Raw genomic sequence first — 18,517 nt, 5'->3', positions numbered from 1 at the left:
TCTACAGGCTCATTATGGTCATAATACATTTAACTACAATACAAAGCTATAAGTACCGCTTCCTGCTGTAAACACAATCCTTCCCTCTTCATAGCGCGCATCAGTGAAATCATTTTTGAACATAATAATATCGTCCTCGTTGCCTGGAAGCATAATCGTTGCCTCCGAATTCACAGGAATTTCAACTTGGTACAATACTCCTTGATCCGTCTTCTCCCAGCTCGATCTTATCGTTCCGTATGGAGATTCATAGTCAGCTGACGCATGCGTCAGCGTACCTCCAACGAGAGGCTTGACAACAAAATGCTTGTAGCCAGCGGCATTCCATAACGATCTTATACCAGCGATGCCTGCAAATAGAAAGTCGCATACTGCGCCATAAGAGTAATGATTGAATGATCCTGACAGCTCTCCATTAGGCTTCATGCCTCTCCAGCTCTCCCATATGGTTGTCGCTCCGTTACTGACTGCATATAGCCATGAAGGGCAAGCATCCTGCTCGAGCAAACGGAAGGCCGTTTCAGCATGTCCATAATCCGCTAATGCATGTAATATAAAAGGCGTAGAAAGGAAGCCCGTATTCAATTGATCATTTTGCTCCGCAACCAGCAGTGCAAGTCTATCAGAAACAGCTTGTTTTTTATCGTCTTCCACTAGATCGAACGCCAGACTCCGAGCATTCGGAGCTTGCCGATCCTCCAATATATGCCCATTATCTTGTATGAAATATTGGTTATAAACTCGTTTGATCTTCTTATAGAGGACGCGATACTTTTCCTCTTCCTCCGTTCTTCCTAACACAGCTGCCATCTCAGCCAAGAGCCTTGTGGAATAAGCATAGTAGGCAGTCGCTACGTCAGGGTGACAGCCTTGCGACTTTCTCATGGCCGATACCAAATCGTTAAATTCCGAATCCGCCTCGAGCCATTCCCCCCAATGAAACTTTGTATCCCAAATATATACTGCGTCAAGCTCCCCGTCGGTGTAGGTCTGATAAGCCGGCGTCTCAAGAAATCGCTCGTTCGGGTTTCTTGCACACGCAGCCATGTAGTCTACCCAAGCCTTCGCAGAATCAAATTGCTTCTCTATAATGGTCTTGTCACCGTAACAAAGGTACATCGTCCATGGAATAATAACCGCTGCGTCTCCCCAGCCTGATGAACCATCAAGCATACTTGCCGTTCCAGGCTTCGGCCTACGCATGGCCATCATTGGATCTGAATTTTGCTTGGCAAATCGTTCCCATTCCTCTATGCTGTGATGTCCGATAACAGTAGGCACCGTGCTACCGACCGAACCATCTGCGAATTGCTCAGACGCTAAGTCTGCCATCCATTTCTCGAAGAAGGGATAGACATGCATGAAATTGGAAGCTGTTCGGCAAAATACTTGCGCATCTCCTGTCCAGCCTGCACGCTCCCGAGTAGGACAATCAGTAGGAATTTCAAGAAAATTCCCCTTCTGGCTCCATCTCGAATTAGAAACTAATTGATTAATTAATGGATTCGAGCATGTGAAATCGCCCGTCTCCTCCATATCGGAATAAATCGCATCTGCTACAAAGTTACTCGGCGTAATTTCACCCGAATAATTCTCAATTCGTACATAACGGAAACCAAAGATTGAGAAGCGAGGACGATAATGCTCCCACTCATTTCCCTTCAGGATATAACGCACTTCCTGGAAGTCGGTAAGCGGACCATGATGCTCCAAATTTTGCAATGTGAAATTACCGTCTTTATCCAAGGTCTCACCGTGAATCAATACGATTTCCTCTCCCGCATTTCCTCTAACCCTCATGTTGACCCATCCAGCTAGATTTTGACCGTAATCCAGTACCGTTTCACCGTTTGGCGTTCGCAATACGACAGGTATAAATTTCTCTTTCTGCCTTACAGGTACACTGCGAGTCGCAATCAACTGATCTAGACCATCCTGCGTCATATGAACAGGCTTCCATGAAGAATCGTCATAACCAACTTTGTTCCAGCCCTCCATATTCATTCTAGCGTCGTAGAGGTCTCCCGCTTTCATATCCGATTTCAACAGTGGTCCGAATGATGTTTTAAACGAATCATCACTGCCAATAATTTCACGGCTGCCGTCGTCGTATTCCAGAATGAATTGCCCGAGCAACGCCACTTTATATCCAAAATTGTTCCTCAGATTAGCGCCGCCAGTATTGCCACGCCACCAGCCGTCTCCGAGAATGACACCAAGCACATTAGAACCCTCGTGAAGGAAATTTGTTACGTCGTACACTTGATATTGAAGACGATTGTAATACGAGGTGAAGCCCGGAGTGAACAGGTGATCTGTACCCTCTTCACCATTCAAATAAAAGCTGTATAGCCCCTTCGATGTCAAGCAGGCTCTAGCCGAAAGCAGCCCTTTTTTGACGCTGAATTCCTTCCGGATATAAGGAGCCGGTTTGTAGGCATCGATGTCGATTTCGCACTCAGGTTCGATCCAGCGAGCGGTCCAATCCTCGATATGCAACAGTCCTGTTTCGAAAAAAGCAGCTTCGCTATATGAAGACTCTTCCTTGTGGCTGTTCCAAACCTTCACCCGCCAATATACACGAGCTAATGATTCCAATAGAGGTCCTGCATAGTTTATGCCATGCGACTGACTCGTCTCCACTTTTCCGCTATCCCAAATCTTGTGATCAAAGCTCTCGTTATGTGAAGCTTGCACTTGATATGCGATTTGCATGACATTATTGCTGTCGCACTTCAGTTTCCAGCCTAGACGTGGCGTAATCGAATCTAGTCCTAATGGATTTTCCAAATATTCTGTTCGCAATGATATGACTTCAAGCATGTTTGTTACCTCCCAAATGAAATCCAAATGCAAAAAGTAATGTCTTCATTTACATAGACTAATATAAACACCGTTATTACTATGGCATTTTAGAACTTTTTTTTGTACTTTAGTATGATCTTAGTTGAAATTACGGGTAAAAGTAAAACTTGACATCCTGCTAAAACAGAGCTATGATCCAAAACATACACATGTATGTTTTCAAATGTCGAAGGGGGAGTTTTTTATGACAGATTTCTCAAGTGTAAAAGGTAAAGTTGCCATCGTAACAGGTGCTGCAGATGGCCTAGGAAAAGCAGTTGCACAGTGTTATGCAGAGAATGGCATAAAGGTCGTAGTCTCCGACATTAATGCCGATAAGGGTAAAAAAACGGTTGAAGAAATAAAAGCCGGCGCAGGTGAGGCGACTTTCTTCCAGGCGGATGTAAGTAAAGTAGAGGATGTACAGGGGTTAATCAATTTTGCTGTTGAAACTTACGGACGCTTAGACGGTATCGTTAATAATGCTGGGATTAGCGCCGAGAGCAGACCGACTCACGAATATTCCGTTCAAGAATTTGATAAATTAACGGCTATTGATCTCAAAGGCGTTTTCTTGGGGATGAAGTTTGGGATCGAAGCGATTCTGAAGTCCAAAGCGCCTGGTGGCTTCGTCATTAATGTCGCTTCTTTAGCTGGCATTATGGGGAACAGTTCAATGGCAATTTATACGTCGTCCAAGCATGGCGTCGTTGGTTTAACGAAAAGCGCAGCACTGGATTATGCACCGTATAACATCACCGTGAATGCGATTTGTCCAGGAACGATTAGGACATCGATTTGGGGAGATACCCCAGAGGAAGTCGTTCAGCAATATGCGAAGCTCCTCTCTCCGAACGGACGGCTTGGCGATCCTAAGGATGTTGCCCATCTGGCATTATTCTTAGCTTCTGATATGGCGCGTTACATTAGCGGGTCCGCCATAACGGTTGATGCTGGTTCACATGCGGGTAAGCTTACTCCGACGCAATGGTCTCATCCTGAAATTTTAGAATAATAAGACGGTCAAAGACGAATAACTTCCTGCGAGGGAAGTTATTTTTTTATTATGCTATAATTTGGGGAGGAGTTGAAGCGATGATTACGACGAAAGAAAACATGTGCGAATTAGCCATACAATTGTTCAAAGAGCTTGGTTACGAGCAAGTAAGCATCAATATGATTTGCAGCCGGCTGCAAGTAACGCGAGGTTCCTTTTATCATTATTTTAAAAGCAAAAATGACCTGCTGTTATATTGGTTTTCTACCCAAACAGCGAACAAGATTGCGCTTGATCCAAGTCTAGCTTCCCCCAAACAAATGCTCAAAAAACAAGCTATAGCTTACGCGACTATCATTCATCAGGTCGGCAGTGATTTTATGTATCACATTTTAATGGCAGAATTTGAGCTTGAAGGCCGCCATTTTTACACCTTTTTGAATGCTGAAAGCCTCACTATCGAACTAATTAATCAGGCCATTTTACTGGGAGAAATTCATTCAACTAAACCTGCGAAGCATTTATTTGATGCTTTTTTATCTGCGATCATCGGTTCAATTGTGATGTGGAAGTTTGATAATGGTCAATTCGATATTGTAAAAAAAATAGAAGGAATTTTTGAAACAATTTACAATTAACTTCAGGAGCGAGATGAACCGAAGTAATACCTGCCCATCCGCTTCTGCATCGTTCCAGCCCCCAACATCAATACTCTCTCTTATATCAACCTGACACCTACCAGATAAAATCAAAAAAACGATACACCATTCATTTTGATCTGCTGCTCTGTGTTTATCCTCTCCCCTGCTTCAAGAGCTTCTTTCACAATCTTCCCCTTCAGTGTGCCATTTAAAATATAGATATATTACTAAAAATCATACGAATCTACCATCAAGCTCGAATGGTTTTTGATACGATATATTTTAAATGACATTAAATCAAGGAGGATAAAGATATGTCCTATTTATGTAATCCTATCAATATGGAATACAAATATCAGTTTCTTGACGCAAGAGGTGCTAAAGTCGTGTATAGGGAAGCTGCGGATCCATCGATGATCCTTTTCCAAGGGACATACTATTTGTTTCCGTCGATGACAGCAGGATTTCTTGCAAGCGATAATTTAATTGATTGGTCCTTTCATCCGTTGCAAAATTTACCTATTTACGACTATGCCCCGGATGTGCGGGTCATTGGAGAGTATATCTATTTTTCTGCTTCTCATAAAACAAAAAATGGTTCCCTCTACCGAACAAAAGATCCAATTAACGATGAATTTGAAGAAATCGTCGGGACATTTCCGTTTTGGGACCCGAATCTGTTCGCCGATGACGACGGCAAAATCTATTTCTACTGGGGATGCTCTAATGTTACGCCAATATATGGAATCGAGCTTAACCCAGACTATATGAGCCCACTTGGAGAACCAACTCCCCTGATTAAAGGAAATGAATCTAGCATTGGTTATGAAAGAAACGGAGAAAATCACATACCAAGAACGGCGGAGCAAATTGAAGAAATCGTAAAACAATTTGCAAGCTTAAACCCTGGTGCTACAGATGATGTGCTAAATATGATTCGCAAGGCAGTCGGGAATGCTCCCTACATCGAGGGAGCATGGATGGACAAGCATAACGGCAAGTACTATCTCCAATATTCAAGTCCCGGAGCGGAGTATAATGTTTACTCTGATGGAGTATACGTATCTGACAATCCTCTTGGACCCTTTACGCTAGCAAACAATAATCCTTACTCCTACAAGCCAGGCGGGTTTATACCGGGCGCTGGACACGGTTCGACGCTGTCAGATAAGCATGGGAACCTCTGGCATGCATCAACAATGAGAATTAGCATGAATTACATCTTCGAACGACGGATTGGCTTATGGCCAGCAGGCTTCGATGAAGACGGAGAATTATTTTGCAATCAACGTTACGGTGACTGGCCCTTCAAGCTCGAACAGGCTTCGATGAATCCGTGGACCAATCCAGAATGGATGCTGCTTTCATACGCTAAACCCGCCAAAGCTTCTTCTTTTCAAGAAGGAAAAGAAGCTTCAAATGCTACGGACGAAAACGTTAAAACGTGGTGGAAATCGGCATCAAACATTGCAGGAGAATGGCTTGAAATTGATCTGAAGCAGGTATGCGATGTGCGCGCTGTACAAATCAATTTTGCCGACGAAGCATTGAAATTTGAACTTCCACAAGGAATCCATTTGTATGAAGGAAGATGGATTGATGATCGTCAGCATTACACCAGATGGGTTCTTGAGGGCTCTATCGATGGAAAAGATTATTTCGTAATTGAGGATAAATCAAATGCTAATACGGATTTGGCGCATGATTTAACTGTAAAGGAAGAAGGTATTCAAGCTAGATTTATACGTTGTACAGTCAAGGAATTGCCATTTAACCAACATGCATGTATCTCCGGATTGCGAGTGTTTGGAATTGGGAAGCAATCCCTACCCGAAAAAACCAAAAGAGTTCAATCTGAACTTTTGAGCGAATTGGATCTTTCGGTAACGTGGGATAACGATAACATGGTCGGTCACAACGTCCTTTGGGGATATGCTCCAGATAAGCTATATCATAGTCATATGATTTTCGGAAGCAATCAGTTGACTATCAAAGCTCTAATACAAGGTCAACCGGTATATATCAGAGTAGATGCATTCAATGAAAGAGGAATAGCAGAAGGCGAAGTTATAAAGGCGGTTTAACACTATATCAGTTATGGTGATCATGCACTGATTGATATTGGCCAAACAAAAAGAGAGTAACGTAATTTAACTGGTACCCATAGTCTGTACACTTTGAAAAAAAAGTGTTTTGGCTGCGGGTACCTTTTTGTATACAGGAGTAAGCATCGAAGGGAATTACATGAGCAACTTATTTTAATCAATGAATAGCTGCTTTCTTTTATCTGTATCTATATATTCGACCTTTAATATTTTGAATTGAATACATAATGAGTTTGTACCAAATGATAACGGCGTGTAGACACAGCACACCTTTCAGATGATTTATGTAGAGGACAATTATCAAAGGGTTACTGTACAAAAGCTGGCGGTAGTCAGGTTCCAATACGAAAAAAAACAAAAAGGAGGCTTTCCTCTTTGTTTTTAGATTAATCCGTATAAAACTGGGCGCAATCAACATATAGAACTACATAACTACTATTCCAACAGATCCTTAATGTTTAGTGTAATACCGTTATAGGTTGCATATCCGTAACTTTTGGGCTTTCCATCTGCATCTATGTCAAATAATAGTCTGACTGGCTCAGCTCCTACGAGCGCCGAGAAGGTTGCCCGAAAGTTCATTTCCCCCTGGTTGGATCCAGTCAATTGCATGGCAGTTTCATAGTAGCAGCCTTCGGCTGCGTTATAAAGGTTCTTCTCATATCCATTATAGTAATTTTCGCCATCATCGCTAAAGTTGACAAACTGCGCTTCCGTATTACCCGAGTAACCAGTGACATTCCTGGTATAGTTCATGTATCCGGAGTGTTTCCCCGCAATTTTCCCTTCTATATTCGGATTGACGGAATTCAATACAGTCAAGTCCTTTATACCGTATGGAATATTATCAGTAGTTGTTGTAAAGGGGACAGCAGGTTCCGACTTATAATCCGGTAAATTCGCTGTCTGGAGCCGCATATGTGTGCCGTCGCTGCCTCTAACCATCTCCGGCCACATGACACGCTTCCCGTCGGGATGCCAGGACATAGGCGAGCTGTATACCCAGTTTTCCTCATCCGTTGTCAGTTGAATCCCTTGATATCCTGCTTCGTGCATGGAACGTTGAATGTCAATCAATACCGGACCAATATTCCCTGGCCTGAATTTACGTACTCCATCTACTGCATACATATATTGAAAACTAATCATCCCCAGCGAGGTATAGATCCCGTAGGGCCTGGGCATAAGTCCGAATATGGCTAGATCCGTATTTTTAGAAAACCTGGTGCTCATGACGATTCCCAATCGCTCATCGGGAGAAAAAATAGTCGTTTCATCATACCCGGGGGTATAGGTGATTTGCGTAAGTTTATCGGAAGTCAAATCCTGCACGATGGTATCGGTGGTACTGTTATTTTTCCCCCCTACGATGGAGATGGCATTTCCTCCCCTCACAAACTGCTTCACTTCCCCTCCTCGTAAGGGACACGGAATGATAAAGCCAGGATTGGTCGGGTCATGCTCAAAGGAATGTATATTGTTAATAAGCTGCGCGTTTTCGATCGCATAGTGATCCGTTTTGCGCTCAAGTACGCCTATTGCTACAGCAGCACCAAGATCTGAGCGAAGTATCGTCCAACTTATATGCTTATTGTCAGGCGCGATGATGATTTCCGACCAGTGATGGGTTGTGCGCTCATCTTCCTCGAGAATCGACGGATATGCGATGGGAACCAACGTTGCGTTTGTACAGGTGTCAATATCGGGCGTGCATTCGAGCACGTAATCTCCTAGCAGCACACGTGTATGATCTTGATAGGGCATATATCGAATCCCATTGGCCTTAGGTTTTTGTGGAATGACGCCAGAGAAGATGACCCTGAAATCCGTTCCATCATCATTGAGAACAGCCAGGTTATAAAAATCGGTAGTATGAATATCCTTCTTTGTCTTATACGAAACGAGTACTTTTCCGGAGTAAATGTACGTTCCTATTAGCAGAATAACATCATCTGGCATTGGGACAGAACTTACTACTACCCTTCCGATTGAAGCGTCTCTTTTTTCCACAAAAATCGCCTCCTGTATTTTTTTGTCATAAATTTAATCTTAAGAGATCACTAACACTCTCGCGGCTTTTCCAAAATCGTTTTATCGACTTCCTATATTAAAATTTCTCCATTTTTAAGTCAGATGTCGTCTTCATGGAGGCAGAATTCTTTCAGAACTATACTTTTTTTATTGTTGTGAGTTCTTTATTTATCGCGAATATGAGCTTGTCAGGGAAATTTTCCGGTGCCATACCTGCCAACATGTCAATCGTAAATCCTTGCATCATAGGGTATTGCGGCACGTCCCTGAAGCCTTCTCCAACGTACTTATTCAGGACGATTTCCGCATCTTTATTGGCAAATAGCTCTTTAAAGGTGCAACGGGTAGAATACACATCGTCTGTAATCTGTAACTCCGCTAACTCTTCTATGCTCGTTTCAGGCAGCTCGAACCAGTTGTTAACTTGTTCGCGTTTATCCGCGACCTGCGGCGTTTCATAACTTGTATTTGGTTCTTCAACCTTATTAAACCATGCAAGATCCTGATAGGTTACGAGATTTCCAATTGCCACGGCAAGAATTTCATTCATGCCCTCAGCCAGCATGATATTCTCGAAAACAAAAACTTTCTCTTCGCTGGACTTGGATTGCAGTTCTTCGCCATTCAGATAAAGCGTAACCTTATAGCAATTCGAATAAACTTTGATTTGAATGCTGTCCTCGGCCCGATCCACAAAGCGCTTGCTGGCAATATGGACGAATTTCTCGTCGGACCAATGGGCTTTGTACATATAGAACGCGTCCTTCTTTATCTTCCTATCATAGGTGACCAGCCCTTTGTTGTTCCTTCCTTTAACTCCGCCCTCATCTCGGATATTGGCACCAAAATCAAACATATTCCAAACATACGTTGCCCAAAGGAACGGCTTTTTCTCGAAAATTTTCCAAGCCACTTCATGATAAAGCGCGTGGTATTCTTCAGTATAGTCTTTCACCTTCGGCTCAGCACTGTGATACTGCACGATCCCTTCTACACCGTATTCGGAAATACATAGCGGTCTGTCGGGATTGATTTCATGAAATTTGTCTATCCAAGGATCAAAATCTTCAGTCTTGCCGTGATACCAGCCATAATACTTATTGTATCCGACCACATCAGTCATCCGGTTGAATTCGTCTCTTTCGTCAACGAATAGTACATTGGCCATCGTCGTCAGTCTAGTGGGATCTTCTTTCTTGGTCAATTCGTTTAACTCTTTTACAAGTCTTCTAACCTCCGGACGTTCTCCACCGATTTGAATTTCATTCTGCAGCCCCCAGAATATGATCGAAGGGTGATTGAAATTCTGTTTGATCAGTTCCAGCATCTGCTGCTTGGCATTAATCCCTTCCAATTCGTTTTGCGACATAATCGAAATGAAAGGAATCTCCGCCCACACCACCATGCCTTCCTTGTCGCACAAATCGTAAAAAATTTGACTATGCTGGTAGTGGGCAAGTCGCAGAGAGGTCGCTCCGATTTCTTTGATCAATGTCATATCTTCGATTTGCTCTTGTTCCGTAATGGCCCAGCCCATATCTTTTCTGTCCTGGTGTCTTGATACCCCGTACAATGGCAAGTGCTCACCGTTCAAGAAGAAGCCCTTCTCGGAATCGACATGAAAGTACCTAATGCCGAACGGAATCTCGATTCTATCGACCGTATCGTTGAAGCTAGTCATAGAAACCGTTGCCTGATACAAATAGGGATTTTTTCTGCCATGCCAGAGAATCGGATTGTCGATGATGCATGACAGTGTTTCCGTTCTTGCCTCGCCAGCGGCCAAGACGACTTCTTTGGCGGCATACGTTACCGCACCACCGTCAGCATTCGCAATATCTACCCAAAGCCTGATTTTTTTCTCCTCGTCGCTGTCATTTACTAATCGGGATTCGATTTTGAGATAAGCCTTTTCTTGTGACACCTGTTCCTGAACGATATAAACGCCGCTCGAGCCATAATCCATCGTGTCAAAATGAACGGGGTTCGTTACAAGGATGTTCACATCGCGGTAAATACCACCGTAGAAAGTAAAATCTGCCTTCTGAGGATAGACATCATCCACGACGGTATTATCCACCTTAACCGCGATCACGTTCTTCGTTCCGAAAGCAACATCGGCTGTAATATCAAACCTGAAGGTGGAGTAACCGCCTTTATGCTGGCCCGCATGCCGACCATTCACATAGACATCGGTTATGCTATTAGAACCGCCAAATTCGATAAACACTTTTCTTCCCGCATCGGAAGAATCAAGGACGAGCTCCTTTCTGTACCAGCAAGCCCCTTGGTAATATTCATAGCCGTTCGCCCCATCCACCGCGTTCCAGGTGTGCGGGAGATGAACCTCACTCCAATGGAAGTCTTGATAAGTTGCGGCTTCTGCAAGCTCTTCGTTTTGACGTATAAATCGCCATGCATCATTAATCTGGTTGATCCTTCTCATTGCACTCGCCCCTTCAGAGACCCAGTCTCAATAATAGGTGTTCCCTTTATCCCCCTATGATAAGACGAATAGATTCTCGCCTCTAACACTCTTACGACTTATCGACTAACGTTCTGACGACTTCTTGTTTATAGAAAAAATCCCCTTACGGTACAGGAACGGAATCCGCGCCTGCCTTCAATAAGGGGAACGATGTTCTTCGTTTAATAGGCCGTCCAGCCCGCATCGGCGGTAACCGTCGTGCCGTTAACAAAGCTTGAATCGTCAGAAGCAAGGAACAATGCCACCTTCGCGATGTCTTCCGGTTGGCCTATGCCGGGGTTAATGCCCATGCCGATCTGCGCGCGTTCTGCGCCGAACGGATTCGGTGCCGTTATGGTCATCGCAATATTCGTTGCGACTCCGCCCGGCGCGATCGCATTGCAGCGAATACCTTGCGTCGCATATTGGAAGCCTACATTCTTCGTGAATCCGACGACCGCGTGCTTCGAAGCAGTATAAGCAGCTCCCGCCCTTGAACCAAACAAGCCGCCGGCCGAAGCGATATTAACGATGACTCCTTTCTTCTGGCCGATGAAGATAGGAAGGACCTTCCGCGTTGTCCGCATCGTACCGGTGGTATTCACGGCGAATACTTTGTCCCATAGCTCGTCCGTCAAGTCCCCCGCAGGCACGAAATTGTCCATAATGCCGGCATTGTTGATCAGAATGTCCACCGTACCATACGTCTGAACCACCGTTTCGATCAAGCGTTGAACGTCTTCTTCGACGGCGACATTGGTTGCCACCGCGATAGCCGTTCCGCCTCTTTCCTCGATTCCCTGAGCCACCTTGCCAGCGTTATCGGCATTCAGATCGGAAACGGCCACTTTCGCACCTTCTTCGGCGAAGAGCTCCGCGATTGCTTTGCCCATCCCAGATGCTGCTCCCGTGACGATCGCTACTTTACCTTTGAGCTTCATCTATTCAACCTCCTTAGTTCCGACTCTTCGGAATATCCGGTTCTTTTATTATTCTTCGATAGCAGCTAAATCGGAAACGATGGATGCCAGTACTTCAGAAGAGATATTCGCTTGCGGAAAGGCTGCCAATTGACTGAGCGCAAACCCGCCAGCCATTCCGGTCATTGGATTCGTCGAGAATCCCGGGAGATGTTTGTCCAGCACGGCTTTCGCTGCTGCGTTTCCCAGCAAGTCTCCCACTTTGGAGTTTTGATCGAATTGCATTGTCGTATTCACCTCCTTAAGTCATGCGGTAGTATGCTTGCTAAGTATAATCATATCTACTTACCCCCAGTTGGACTAACGGTTAGACGACATCTCGAATAACACTTTCACGACTTCATTCCTCTTTATTGGTAGCCGAACAATTTGATTTTCAGCAACGTAGGCTTCTCATACCGCATGATCGCGACCTCGTCCCCATTCAGCCTCCGGATCATTTTCCAATTTCCTTGTTCAAAACGTCCTTCCTCCAGAGATATGATATCCACATTGGGCTTTGCCGGGTTTGCGGAGAATGGTATGACGAGACAGCCGTTTGCAATGATATAGAACTCATCCGACGCCGCTTTCAGTACAAGGCATACCCCGTCTTTCCGAGTCAAAATTGGCAGATTCATGAGCGCTTTGAATCCATATTCCCCGAACACCATCATGTCCTGTTCTGGACGCTCGATGATTGCTGCCTGCAAATCTAACGTGCCATATTTCCCCGTCAATAACGGCATCATACTGTTAAGAGTTTTGTTATACCATGCGTATTCCTCTACGTTTTGCGGTGTTTTCAACATGGGGTCGGTGGTATCCATGCCGAATAGATAGCTGTCGATGGCCGTAAATGGCTCTCCTAAGTTCTCAAACGCGAACGGAGCAAAACCCAGCGCATGATAATGCCCCACCACATAAACGAGCCTCGAGCCTGCGTAGCTATGGGTCGCCGTCTCCGGAATAAAAAGAGGGTTGCCCATCTTGACGTACTCGTCGCACACGTCGCAGAAATTTTGAACATAAATATCCGGTGCGATCACATCCACATTTGGTGCGCAGTATTTCCACACTTCCATTACTCGGGCTACCGGCCCACCGCTCGGATACTTCCCGGCCTTCTGGCCTTTGTCCAACCAGCAGTTGGTTATCATAGGCAGACGATATATCTCCTTGCCTGCAGCAGCTACTTTATCTATATAATTTGCAACGTGAAACGCACTAAATACTTCTTCCGCTGCATCTCCGAATACCGCCTGCCAGTTACCTCTCTTCGCGCCATTCTCAACGGCCTCGCGAACATCCGCGGCCATGGTCGCGATTTGCTTATTCATATAATCGACGAATGGCTGCGGAACATTCGCTTCAAACAGAGCATCAGCCGCATCTGAATGTTCTCTCGCTGCCCCTTGCAGCCCTGGTTCGTTCTCCACCTGAATCAAAATAACCGTTTTCTCTTTTTCGTCCACTTGTTTAATATGCACCATGAATTCCCGAAACGCTTTAGCATCAGCCGCACAGGTTGCTTCGCAAAGATAAGAAAGCGTTGTGTATAACATCCCATGGAAATCTTTTAGATTTGTCTTATTTTTACCTTTCTCGACTTCTGCCCTTTTGAAGCGTTCCAAGTCCGTCTTGACCCATGACGGCGCATAATAACACTGTGCGTTTTTCCAGGCGCCAAACCACAAGAAGCCAATTTTCATCTCGTGCCTTCTCGCTTGGGCAATCAGTTCATCTACGATTCGGAAATCAAACACGCCTTCTTCGGGTTCGACCATTTCCCAAGTGACGGGCAGCAATAAGCTGTTCATGCCGAGCTTGACAGCTTTTTCCCAGATGGGTTCCATATATTCAGCGGATGAAGAGCTTGAATTATGGACCTCTCCCGCCAGCATAATAAACGGTCTCCCTTGATCAACTAGCAGGTGTTCTTTTTTTTGCAGCACTTGATTCAACAAGTAAATCCCCCTCTTCCTGTATGTTAATGGTGTTTAAGAATCCGCCATCCCGCGAAGAATCGCGAGCAGCTGTTGTTGCACTGCGGTATCTCTTGCAACACGAGGAAGTGCAGCAGTTCTTCCGAACTCGAAATATAATTCACTCCGACCGTCATCAGTCGGAGCGGTTGCCGCCTCGAATATGCGCTTGGCGCCTTTCTCAGGAGGGACAAAGTACCAGCGAACCAACCGAAACCATATCGGCATCGCTCCACTAAGAGACATCGGTGTGTGAGTAGGCCCCGGATCGGCAATCCGAAGCGCAATGCCATCCTTGGCATAATCAGCGGCCATCGCATGGAATACCGCGGCTGTCGCCAGCTTCGTATGGGCGTAAGGCTGGAACCTCCTGAATTTATGAGGCTTTCTTAGTCCCTTTGGGTCGAATTGACGTGCCATTCTCATCCCGCTTGAACCGACTGCGACGACAACGGCATTGTTCGCGGAAGCTAATTGCGGTCGGAGCAGCTTGGTCAACAGATACGGGGCAAACGTATTCACCTCGTAATGGAGATCGTTGCCTTGAACGGATAGCTCTAGTCGATCCGTTGCGACACCTGCATTATGGATGAGGAGGTCGATAAAATCATGAATTCTCGCTACCTGCTCGGCAACCCGCCGTATGTCCCGATGATTCGATAGGTCAGCTTGAATCGATTGCACGGATACAGAGGGAACGAAAGCTTTAAGATCAATAAGCTGCTGGTTCGTTCGATCAATACTCCTATTAATAACGACCAAATCATAACCGGCGCTGGCGAGCTGCTTACTCAGCTCAGTTCCGATGCTGGAATAAGAAGCCGTTAGAACAGCGACTGGACGTCTTGCGTTCGAATTGTCATTCATGCTTTTATCCATCCCCTTTCGTGCTTAGTTTCATCATATCTGCTTGCCCATCGGCAGACTAACGGTTAGACGACATGTTGAATAACACTTTCACGACCAATCAATCACAAGCGGCTAACGCATTCCTTCGGCGGCTTAAGCTTTTGTTTCTCGTTGAATATAAGACCAAGAATAAGCATGAAGCTTATTCCTTCCTATATCCAAAAAAAAAAGAAGCTGCTGCATTGAGCAACAACCTCTTCTCCCATTTAACTGGACTGATTACGAAATTCCGTCGGCCCTATTCCAACATACTTTTTGAATATTTTTGCAAAGTGAGAGAAGTTCGTGTATCCAACCGAAGAAGCAACGGCGCTAACGGACACATTCGTTTGAAGCAGCAGTTCCTTCGCCTTATGAATTCTTTCCAATAAGACATAGTCCGAAATGGAGTAGCCCGTTTCCTTTTTGAAAATTCTGGACAAATAATCAGGGTTCAAATAAACCTGCTCTGCGATCGTCTCCCTCGATAAGTCTTGATCCATATTGATCGCAATGAACCGTTTAACAGTTAGAACGACGGTATCATTTTCCTTAACCGCATCCGCTTGAAACATCGCTTTGTTAACGGCATGATGAACCCAGACAATCATATCGGTAACCGATCGCCCCGCCAATTCTGATAAGCGCCTTGAACGCTCATCTCCGAATAACTGGTGAGCCTGTATGCCATTCTTGTTCAGAAACGTATACAAAACCTGGATAAAGTTCTGACTGAATTGATGCAGTGTATCCGCATTGATCTCATGGCTGGCAACGAGTTCGCCCAAGTATTTCTCCACTTCATGCTTGACCGATTCCTTCGTGCCGGTTTTCAACAATGAAGACAAAGCGCCGAGTTCAGGCAATTGTGCCGGGTAATCTGCTTGCTCCGTTCGTTCGAGAGTAAGTACTCGATTGATATAAGCAACGTTGTTCCGGTCGCGATCCCGTAGCGCAGCCACCATTTCGGCCATCTCATGCACTTCCGCAAAACGTCCCAAATAACAGGAAAGGTTGCAGTAGAAATAGCGATGACAAGACTCCACATAGAGACCAGCTGCTTCCCTAAGCCTTTCCTCATTCCAAGGGATATCTCTCTCCGACATCAAAATCACGAGCAGCAGCCCTCTATCGAGCTGAAAACAAATTCCGTTATCATGGCTTCCGATAAGTATCTCTTGCGCGGAATTTTTAAGCGCGTATTCAAGAATTTTCTCGTCCCTGCTCTTCAGTTCCTTGTTCCAGCGCTGAATGGAAATCAAGATCGGAAAGAAAACAGAATCCTCCGTAATCGGGATATGATGCTGTTCGACCTGCTCCCGAATCGCAGCTTGGTGGCTGGGGATCGAATGGTGGACCAGATCGAACCAGAAACGTTCAATGATGAACGATTCATGCTTCTGCCACAATTGATGAAATTTAATGTTACGAGTATTTTCGCTGTTCTTATCGATGACAGCCTGAGCCTTTCGAATAGCGCTCTCCAGTTCCTCCGAGAGCACTGGCTTAAGCAAATAGTCAAGACTACCGAGCGAGAGTGCTTCCTTCGCGTATTTGAAGTCGGCATGGCTCGTCAAAAAAATCGTGACCGTTTGCGGATAATGCTCCTTTACCCAAGTCAGCAATTCCAAGCCGTTCCCCTGCGGCATCTCGATATCACATAGCAGAATATCGATTTTTGCGTTATCGAAGCATTCTTTCGCCTGTCTAATATTATTGGCGGTATACAGCTCCGAGATCCCGAGCTTTTGCAAATCGAGATCCGCTTTTACGCCTTCAATGGCATGAATTTCATCGTCGACGATGAGCAAGTGATCGTTCATTTCTTGTCCTCCATTAAGGGATTTATCGGGAGAATTATGAATACTGAAGCACCGCCCGTTTCCTGATCGTTAGCATAATCAATGGATACCGAATCTCCATACAATAGCTTCAGCCGTCGCTGTACGTTCCATATTCCGGTATGCTCTCCGCGTTCATTTTCAACGCTTCTGCCCGCCTGCAGCTCGCGAAGTACCTCTACACCGAACCCGCAGCCCGTGTCTAGAATACTGATTTTAACCCAGGACCCGCTGTCTTCGTCCACAAAGTCAATTCGTACGGATATATGAACGGGTTTGTCCATCGTAACCGCGTGTTTAATCGAATTTTCGACGAACGACTGAATGACAAGTGGAGGAGTTGGCGTATCCGTCAAATAGTCTGGCACTTCAAGAGTCCATGTCAGTTTCTCTGGAAAACGCAAAGCTTGAATGCCCAAGTAGTTCCGAGTGTGCTCCAGCTCGTCTCTCAATAGGACGAATGTCGTATTGCTTCTAAACATGTAGCGGAAATATTGTACCAATGACCGTGTCAATTTCATCGTTAATTCATAATTCTTAACCTTTGCCAAATTATAAACGATATTTAGAGAATTCAAGAAGAAGTGGGGGTTAACCTGCAGCTGCAGCCGCTGCAGCTCTTCCTTCTGCTTATTAAGCTGCTCTTCAAAAACGTTAACACGAAGCGTTTCGATTTCCGTCATCATGGAGTTGAATGACTCTCCGAGTACTCTGAACTCCTCCGAACCGCCTTTGTGCATATCTACCCGAATGCTCCAATCTCCACCTCGGACCTTCTTCATTGAAACAAGGACTCGGTATAAAGGCACGAGTATGGCCTGTCTAATGAAATACAATCCGATTGGGATAAAAAGCAGGGATGAAGCAGTAATAAACCATATGATCCCTTGCAGGTAAGGAAGCCTGTCCAAGATTTGGTGATCCGGTATGACAGCGACCAGCTTGAAGTCGCCTCTGACGGAAGCCGAATTAACGATCAAAAATTTCCGATCTGAACCGGTCAAATAATATTCGTCTTCGCTTTGGTACAGCTGAATTCCATTCTTATCGACTAGCTCCGTGTCCGTAATTGGTTCTCCCTTGGCATTCGCGAGCAGTACTCCCCCACCTTCTCCGATTTGAAGAGTTTGGAGAGGCGCTAGCAATTGGTCGGTTCTCACCAAGCCGCCCAAATACACGCTGCTGGATCGGACGATATCAATGAAATAATCGTTTTGCCCAATCCGGGCGTAATGCCATCTTTGTGTCGAGTTACTTGGAATGCTGGCGGATCGAATAAGATCAGAAACATATTGTTGAATGTGATCCTTTTCCTCAAACGTTAAATTTTGCGTCTTATTCACATCCATAAGGTCCTTCCTTTTATCCGCATAAACGAAAAAAGAACTCAGGGAATCATATAAAGGAATATCCTTGCTCAATTTATTAAACAAATATACCTTCGAGTCGTAATAATCCGCATCCGTTTCGGCCTGATCAAGAGAAACCAAATCAATGCCCGATAACATGGAATTCATATAGGCATCCACATCGTTTAATCCCGAATCGATCTGGTTCATGTATAGAGTCAGCATGTTTTTATACGAATCCGCGACCTGCTCCCTAACGACATCAATGGCATAAAAGTTATTATATATAAGCATTGTTAACAGTGGTCCCGTCATGATCAGCACGCTTAAAATCAACTTGAACCTTAGGGAACCTCGTCGCTGCAACAATCCGGGTATCTTCATATTCCTGGCTCCTTAATCGTCAAGTT

Annotated in this window: 12 protein-coding genes; 3 read left to right on the top strand and 9 right to left on the bottom strand. The window is 45.0% G+C overall.

Annotation, left to right across the window (positions count from 1 at the left end; genetic code table 11):
- Positions 1 to 33: 33 nt before the first annotated feature.
- On the bottom strand, positions 34 to 2,823 hold the full coding sequence (locus FJQ58_RS05865; RefSeq protein WP_139991496.1) for a family 78 glycoside hydrolase catalytic domain: 2,790 nt from the start codon (positions 2,821 to 2,823) through the stop codon (positions 34 to 36).
- A gap of 226 nt (positions 2,824 to 3,049) precedes the next feature.
- Between FJQ58_RS05865 and FJQ58_RS05860 the strand changes: the two genes are divergently transcribed.
- The 3 genes from FJQ58_RS05860 (at position 3,050) to FJQ58_RS05850 (ending at position 6,566) form a co-directional block, all read left to right on the top strand.
- Positions 3,050 to 3,859, top strand: a complete 810-nt coding sequence (locus tag FJQ58_RS05860) for an SDR family NAD(P)-dependent oxidoreductase (RefSeq protein WP_139991495.1) — start codon at positions 3,050 to 3,052, stop codon at positions 3,857 to 3,859.
- Between the two features lie 80 nt (positions 3,860 to 3,939).
- Entirely contained in the window at positions 3,940 to 4,479 is a 540-nt protein-coding gene (locus tag FJQ58_RS05855) for a TetR/AcrR family transcriptional regulator (protein ID WP_139991494.1), read from the top strand.
- Between the two features lie 317 nt (positions 4,480 to 4,796).
- The gene (locus tag FJQ58_RS05850) at positions 4,797 to 6,566 is read left to right on the top strand and encodes a family 43 glycosylhydrolase (RefSeq protein ID WP_139991493.1); all 1,770 of its coding nucleotides are present in this window, start codon (positions 4,797 to 4,799) and stop codon (positions 6,564 to 6,566) included.
- Between the two features lie 456 nt (positions 6,567 to 7,022).
- Here FJQ58_RS05850 and FJQ58_RS05845 read toward each other — a convergent pair whose 3' ends face one another.
- The 8 genes from FJQ58_RS05845 to FJQ58_RS05810 form a co-directional block, all read right to left on the bottom strand.
- Complete coding sequence (locus FJQ58_RS05845) at positions 7,023 to 8,597, bottom strand: hypothetical protein (protein WP_139991492.1); 1,575 nt, start codon at positions 8,595 to 8,597, stop codon at positions 7,023 to 7,025.
- Between the two features lie 157 nt (positions 8,598 to 8,754).
- A complete protein-coding gene (locus FJQ58_RS05840) occupies positions 8,755 to 11,064 on the bottom strand; it encodes a glycoside hydrolase family 2 protein (RefSeq protein WP_139991491.1) in 2,310 nt (769 codons plus the stop codon).
- Between the two features lie 203 nt (positions 11,065 to 11,267).
- Positions 11,268 to 12,026, bottom strand: coding sequence for an SDR family oxidoreductase (locus FJQ58_RS05835; RefSeq protein ID WP_139991490.1), 759 nt, complete (start codon positions 12,024 to 12,026; stop codon positions 11,268 to 11,270).
- Between the two features lie 48 nt (positions 12,027 to 12,074).
- On the bottom strand, positions 12,075 to 12,290 hold the full coding sequence (locus FJQ58_RS05830) for a hypothetical protein (RefSeq protein ID WP_139991489.1): 216 nt from the start codon (positions 12,288 to 12,290) through the stop codon (positions 12,075 to 12,077).
- Between the two features lie 125 nt (positions 12,291 to 12,415).
- Complete coding sequence (locus FJQ58_RS05825) at positions 12,416 to 13,999, bottom strand: GH35 family beta-galactosidase (protein WP_238403836.1); 1,584 nt, start codon at positions 13,997 to 13,999, stop codon at positions 12,416 to 12,418.
- Positions 14,000 to 14,044: 45 nt separating this feature from the next.
- Positions 14,045 to 14,896: an SDR family NAD(P)-dependent oxidoreductase gene (locus FJQ58_RS05820; RefSeq protein ID WP_162341337.1), complete on the bottom strand. Its 852-nt coding sequence runs from the start codon at positions 14,894 to 14,896 to the stop codon at positions 14,045 to 14,047.
- A 248-nt stretch (positions 14,897 to 15,144) separates the two neighbouring features.
- Positions 15,145 to 16,740 (bottom strand): response regulator, encoded by a 1,596-nt coding sequence (locus FJQ58_RS05815; protein WP_139991487.1) that lies wholly within the window; start codon positions 16,738 to 16,740, stop codon positions 15,145 to 15,147.
- The gene (locus FJQ58_RS05810) at positions 16,737 to 18,491 is read right to left on the bottom strand and encodes a sensor histidine kinase (RefSeq protein WP_139991486.1); all 1,755 of its coding nucleotides are present in this window, start codon (positions 18,489 to 18,491) and stop codon (positions 16,737 to 16,739) included. The genes FJQ58_RS05815 and FJQ58_RS05810 overlap by 4 nt, the downstream gene beginning before the upstream one ends.
- Positions 18,492 to 18,517 lie beyond the last annotated feature (26 nt).

Origin of the sequence: Paenibacillus paridis (genome assembly GCF_006345825.1) — a bacterium.
Taxonomy (GTDB): Bacteria; Bacillota; Bacilli; order Paenibacillales; family Paenibacillaceae; genus Pristimantibacillus; species Pristimantibacillus paridis.
The sequence above is the reverse complement of the archived record's forward strand: the minus strand, read 5'-3'. Positions and strand labels throughout refer to the sequence as shown.